Source organism: Kitasatospora sp. NPDC004240 (assembly GCF_053603215.1).
Genome location: NZ_JBSGFD010000332.1, coordinates 1 through 5,559, shown reverse-complemented (window position 1 = coordinate 5,559; position 5,559 = coordinate 1). Strand labels below are relative to the sequence as shown.

Below are 5,559 nucleotides of genomic sequence, written 5' to 3'. Positions count from 1 at the left end.
GCGCCGCCGGAGCGGCGGGCGGTGGCCACGCCCGGCGAGGCGGGCAGGTCGACCACGCCCGGCTCCAGCGCGGAGCCGTAGGCGACGGCGGCACCGGCGGTGTCGCCGGAGAGCATCCGCAGGTCGCCGACCTGTTCCCAGAGCTCCCCGGTGAGCTCGGCCCGGACGTCCCCGCCGGTGCGGACCTGCTCGCGCAGCCGCTGGGCGGCGGGGCCCGGGCCCTCGACCCCGTCGGTGTCCCGGTCCAGCGCGGCCGCCAGCCGGTCGTACTCGTGCAGCGCCTGGTGGCGCCGGCCGGCCAGCGCGTACACCCGCATCAGGGCGAGCGAGGCCTCCTCGTGCAGCGGGTCGGCGGCCACCGCGCGGCGCAGCACGGCGGCGGCGCCGTCCACGTCGGCGCGGGCCTCGCGCAGCCCGCCGAGCTCGATCAGCAGGGCCAGGTACTCCGCGCGCAGGGCCTGTTCCCGCTCGATCGCCCACTCCTCGTAGCGGTCCTCGGGCAGCAGGTCGCCGCCGTAGCGGGCGACGGCCCGTTCGTAGGCGCGCGGGTCACGGCTGCGGCGGGCGGCCAGCGCGGCGTGCTCGAACTCCTCCACGTCGACCCGGACGGCACCGCGCGGGCCGAGCGCCAGGCTCTCGGCGGACTCCAGGTAGCGGTGGGTGGCGGACGGGTCCGGGTCGAGGGTGCGGCGGGCCTCGTGCAGGGCCTTGCGCAGCTGGTTGGCGCCGGCCTCGGGCGGCAGCTCGGGCCAGAGCGCGGCGAGCACCTGCTCGCGGTGCAGCCGGTGGCCGGGGGCGAGGGCGAGCAGCTTGACGAGGTTGCGGGACTTCCGCAGGCGCCACCGCTCGTCGGCGATCTCCCGCGGCCCCACCCGGACCCGGAAGCCGCCGAGCAGCCTGATGCGCAGTTCGAGCATGCGCCGGCGCCTTCCGTGCGGACGACTCGGACAGGGCGACTCGCAGGAGCCGCGACCCGAACACCTCGAACCTACGCCCGCGGGCGCCCACTGGCGAGTCCCGGCCCGGCGGGCGTTCCCGGGAACGGCCCCCGGCACGGCCCGGGAACGCCCCGGGAACGGCCGGCGGCTAGCGTCGGAGGCACTCGGATGAGGAAAGCGGGTGATCACGATGACCGCCTCGGCCGACTACTTCGCCTCCGGGAGCTGGCACGTGCTGCCCGGCCGGGCCGAGGAGTTCGTCCAACGCTGGACGGAGCTCCTGGCCTGGACCCGGGACGAGCACGACGCCTTCCGCTCCGCGCGGCTGATCCGCGACCTGCGCGAGCCGGAGCACTTCGTCTCCTTCGCCTCCTGGGCGGACCCGGCCGCGCTCGCCGCCTGGCGCGAGGAGCCCGGCTTCGCCGAGCGCTTCGGGCGCTGCCGCGACCTGTGCGAGTCGATGCACGGCGGCGGCTACGCCCTGGCGGCCGCCGTCCGACCGGTGCCCGCCACGGCTCAGCTCCCGCCGCCGTCCACCCTGGCCAGGTAGTACACGTTGAGGATGTCGCCCTCCACGTGCCGGGCCTCCACCGAGCCGAACCCGGCCTCGGCGAGCATCCGCCGCGCCGTCTGCTCGCCCCACACCGTGCCCAGGCCCTCGCCGCCCTCGGCCAGCGAGACCGTCATGCAGTAGAAGGTCGAGAAGGTGTACAGCGCCGGGGCGAGCGGGTGGTCGATGTTCTCCTCGACGTTGCTGGAGGCCGCCACGTCGCACATCAGGAACACCCCGTCGGGCTTCAGCGCCCCGGCGATCGCGGTCAGCGTCCGGGTGGGCCGGGCCAGGTCGTGGATCACGTCGAAGGCGGTGATCAGGTCGTACGTGCCGGACAGCTCGGCGGAGTCGGCGACCGTGAAGGCCGCGTTGGCCAGGCCGCGGGAGGCGGCCTCGGCACGGGCGGCGGCGATGCCGGTCTCCGAGATGTCGATCCCGGTGAAGCGGCTGGCCGGGAAGGCCTGCGCCAGCACGTTCACCGCGTGGCCCTGGCCGGTGCCGATGTCGAGCACGTCGACGCCCCCGCGCAGCGCCTCGGCGAGGCCCGGCACCAGCGGGACGATGCCGTCCACCATCGCCGCCTCGAAGACCCGCGCGGACTCCTCTGCCTGGAGCTCCTGGAAGCGCGGGTAGGCCGAGTACGGCACCCCGCCGCCGCGCCGGAACGCCTCCAGGACCTGGTCCTCCACGTTCCCCATCAGCGCGAGGTACTGCATCATGCCGGCCAGGTTGTCGGGCCCGGCGTCCTTGGTCAGCGAGGCCGCGTGCTCGGGCGGCAGGCGGTAGGCGCGGGTGCCGGGGTCGTACTCGACGATCCCGCCGGTGACCATGGCGCCCAGCCACTCGCGCACGTACCGCTCCTGCAGCCCGGCGGCGCGGGCGACCTCCTCGCTGGTGGACGGGGCGAGGCCGGCCATGGTGTCGAAGAGGCCGGCCCGGTGGCCGACGCTGGTCATGAATCCCAGGCAGGCGTCGTCGAGCACCTGCACCATGCGGCCGGCGAACGCCTCCTGCTTCACCGGGTCCTGTTGGCTGACGGACATGGGTGCCTCCTGCGGACGGTCGGCGGAAAACCCTCCTCCCGCCACGCTACGCCGCCCTCGGCCACCCCACCCGGCCGCCCGTTCGGAGCCCGTTCGGAGCCCCGGAGGGCCGGCCGGGGCCGGTGCCTCAGCGCCAGGGCACCTCGACGCGCCGTTCGTAGCCGAAGCCGGCCGCCTCCCAGCGCGGGCCCTCCTCGGCCAGCCGCTCCCGGAAGCGCGGCCAGGAGTGGGCGGCCTTGTCCGACCAGCCGAGTTCGGCGATGGCCGGCATCCGGGGCAGCAGCATCCGGTCGAGCTCGGCGGGGGTGCTCAGGGTCTCCGTCCACAGCGGCGCCTCGACGCCGTACACGGAGCCGGCGGGCAGCTCCCTCTTCTCGGTGTCCGGGTCCCAGCCGTAGGAGGCGTACACGTCGATGGTGCCGGCCCAGCGCAGGCCCAGGTCGTAGGTGCTGTCGTACTTCATGTCGAGGTAGGTGCGGCTCGCCGGCGACATGATCACCTTGGCGCCCCGCCGCACCGCCGCGGCCACGTCCTGGTCGTTCTGCGCGTCGCCGTCCCAGTACTGCAGCAGCGGGACGGTGTCCGGCCCGGCGGCGGGGGCGTACTGGTTCCAGCCGACCGGCTTCTTGCCCGCCGCGATCACCTGGGCGGCGATCCGCCGGCCGAAGGCCTGGTAGCCGGCCGCGTCGAGCTTCTTCACCTCGTCGCCGCCGATGTGCAGGTACTCGCCGGGGGTCAGCCTGGCGACCTCGTCGATCACCGTGGCGGTGAAGGCGAAGGTCCTCTCGTCGTCCGGGCAGATCAGGCTGAAGCCGACGTCGATGCCGGTGTACGGCGCGGGCCTGCGGGTGTCGCGGCAGTCCAGCTCGGGGTACGAGGCCAGGGCGGCGTTGGTGTGCCCGGGCAGGTCGATCTCCGGGACGACGGTGATGTAGCGGTCCTGCGCGTAGCGGACGATCTCGCCGTAGTCGGCCGCGGTGTAGAAGCCGCCGGGGCTGCCGCCGACCTCGCCGACGGCACCCACCTCGGTCAGTTTCGGCAGGCCGGGGATCGCGATCCGCCAGCCCTGGTCGTCCGTCAGGTGCAGGTGCAGCCGGTTGACCTTGTACAGCGCGAGGCGGTCGATGAAGCCCTTGACCTCGGCGACGGTGAAGAAGTGCCGGGCCACGTCGAGCAGCACGCCCCGGTAGGCGTAGCGGGGGCCGTCCTCGATCTCGACCGGCGCGACCTCCCAGTCGGTCCTGCCGGCGACCGGCCCGGCGCTCTCGATCTGCGGGGGCAGCAGCTGGCGCAGGGTCTGGGTGCCGCGGTAGAGCCCGGCCCCGGTCCGGGCGGAGATCACCACCCGCTCGCCGCCGGCGGTCAGCCGGTAGCCCTCGGGGCCGGCCTCGGCGGGCAGCGCCGGATCGAGCGTGAGCAGGATGCCGGTGGCGGCGCCGCTCGCGCCCGGGTGCTCCGTCACCGGCAGCGGCAGGCCGGTGGAGCGGCGCAGCTGCGCGGCCAGCTGCTCGGCGATCCGCCGGACCTCGGGCGCCTGCCCCTGCGGGGTGGTCCCGGTGCCGACCCGCACCGCGGTCTCCGCGGTGATCCGGTAGGTGCCGCCGTGGCCGGCCCTGGCCAGCCGCGGCGCCGGGATGATCCGGCTGCCGTCGCGGGGCCCGGTGGGGCCGGCGGTCGGGGTCGGCGGGCCGCCCGCCGCCCGCCCGCCGCGGTCGCCGTCGTCGTCCCCGGTGAGGGCCCGGTACGAGCCGAGCGCGGCGGCCGCCAGGACGAGGACGACGAGCAGCGCCGGCAGTCCGCCGCGGCGGGACGCGAGCCCGGCTGTTCGATTCGGCATGGCCGCTCCCGGTGTCCTCGGACGGTGTCTTCAGGCGGTGTCTTCTAGTACTGGTCCGGCCCTGTCCCGGGCCGGGTTCACCGGGAATGGTCTCAACCAATCGGCCAATTGTCCCGCGGTTCGTACGAATTGATCCGCGGCCCGGCCGGGCCCGCCACCAGGACGGCGGCCGGGGCGTCGGGGTGGCCGGCGGCGGCCCCGGCGGCCCGGCGGAGTTCGCCGTCCGCGACGGCGGCGGAGCCGGGGACGGCGAGGGCGAGGGCGATGGCGGTGGCGGCGCAGAGCAGGGCGTTGCGAAGGCGCATGGGGGTGGCCCCTTCCAGGGCGTGACACGGCGGTCCTGACGGCACGTGGACCGCGCGTCGGTACCGGGGGGATCGGTGCGAGATCACCCTAAAGGCCCCAAAATCGAGGAAACGATTCTGCTTCGCCACTCTTTCAGGTGGTTTATGCCCGAAACCCGCTACCCGCGCGTTTGCCCGTCACACGGCCTGTCATACGGCCCGCCCCATGGGAGCCACCCGCCGTGCGCGCTCAGTTGGGCGGGGCCGTGAAGAAGTACCCCCCGTCGATCAGCACCGGCAGGTACGCCTTCAGCGCGGCCAGCGTCTGCGAACGGTCGCCGCCGCCGTCGTGGTTGAGCACGATCGAGCCCGGCCGGACGTCCTTCAGCACCCGGTCGGTGATCACCGCCGTCCCCGGCCGGGCCCAGTCCCGGGGGTCCACCGACCAGGCCATCGGCCGCATCCCCAGCGCGGCGCCCACCTTGAGCGAGGCCGTCGACCAGTCGCCGCCCGGGGCCCGGAACCAGCTGGGCGCCCGCCCGGTGGCCCGGTGCAGCAGCTCGGACGTCCGTTCCAGCTCCTCGTGCACCCGGGTCTCCGACAGCGTCCGCAGGTCCGGGTGGGACCAGGTGTGGTTGGCGATGTGGTGCCCCCGGTCGGCGATCTCGCGCACCAGTGCCGGGTGCGCGGCCACGTTCTCGCCGACCAGGAAGAAGGTCGCCCGGATGCCGTACGACTCCAGCAGCGCCAGCACGGTCGGGGTGTGCCGGGGGTCCGGCCCGTCGTCCAGGGTGAGGGCGACCACCCGCCGCTCGGCGTCGAGCTCGTGCACCGGGCGGGTCTCGGCGGCGGTCAGCGCCCGGGGCGCGGCCCGGTCACCGGCCGGGCCGCCCGGCGCGGCCGC

The 5,559-nt window shown here is 75.2% G+C and carries 6 protein-coding genes; 1 reads left to right on the top strand and 5 read right to left on the bottom strand.

All coding sequences use genetic code 11. The features are described 5' to 3' along the window. On the bottom strand, positions 1-917 hold a 917-nt coding region (locus ACWEQL_RS40495; RefSeq protein ID WP_452156310.1), incomplete at its 3' end, for an AfsR/SARP family transcriptional regulator. A 211-nt stretch (positions 918-1,128) separates the two neighbouring features. Here ACWEQL_RS40495 and ACWEQL_RS40490 point away from each other — a divergent pair. Beyond that, complete coding sequence (locus tag ACWEQL_RS40490) at positions 1,129-1,488, top strand: antibiotic biosynthesis monooxygenase family protein (protein ID WP_452156312.1); 360 nt, start codon at positions 1,129-1,131, stop codon at positions 1,486-1,488. On the opposite strand, the gene ACWEQL_RS40485 is transcribed toward ACWEQL_RS40490, so the two are convergent. The 4 genes from ACWEQL_RS40485 to ACWEQL_RS40470 form a co-directional block, all read right to left on the bottom strand. Next, on the bottom strand, positions 1,455-2,534 hold the full coding sequence (locus ACWEQL_RS40485; RefSeq protein WP_452156308.1) for a class I SAM-dependent methyltransferase: 1,080 nt from the start codon (positions 2,532-2,534) through the stop codon (positions 1,455-1,457). The two genes, ACWEQL_RS40490 and ACWEQL_RS40485, sit on opposite strands and share 34 nt — an antisense overlap. Before the next feature lie 127 nt (positions 2,535-2,661). After that, on the bottom strand, positions 2,662-4,371 hold the full coding sequence (locus ACWEQL_RS40480; RefSeq protein ID WP_452156306.1) for a beta-N-acetylhexosaminidase: 1,710 nt from the start codon (positions 4,369-4,371) through the stop codon (positions 2,662-2,664). A 92-nt stretch (positions 4,372-4,463) separates the two neighbouring features. Beyond that, entirely contained in the window at positions 4,464-4,676 is a 213-nt protein-coding gene (locus ACWEQL_RS40475; RefSeq protein ID WP_452156304.1) for a hypothetical protein, read from the bottom strand. Positions 4,677-4,905: 229 nt separating this feature from the next. Next, positions 4,906-5,559 (bottom strand): polysaccharide deacetylase family protein (locus tag ACWEQL_RS40470; protein WP_452156302.1); only part of this gene is annotated, 654 nt, incomplete at its 5' end.

Coding starts and splice junctions, on each gene's coding strand:
- ACWEQL_RS40485 (WP_452156308.1), bottom strand. CDS start 2,534: ATGTCCGTCAGCCAACAGGACCCGGTGAAGCAGGAGGCGTTCGCCGGC.
- ACWEQL_RS40475 (WP_452156304.1), bottom strand. CDS start 4,676: ATGCGCCTTCGCAACGCCCTGCTCTGCGCCGCCACCGCCATCGCCCTC.
- ACWEQL_RS40490 (WP_452156312.1), top strand. CDS start 1,129: ATGACCGCCTCGGCCGACTACTTCGCCTCCGGGAGCTGGCACGTGCTG.
- ACWEQL_RS40480 (WP_452156306.1), bottom strand. CDS start 4,371: ATGCCGAATCGAACAGCCGGGCTCGCGTCCCGCCGCGGCGGACTGCCG.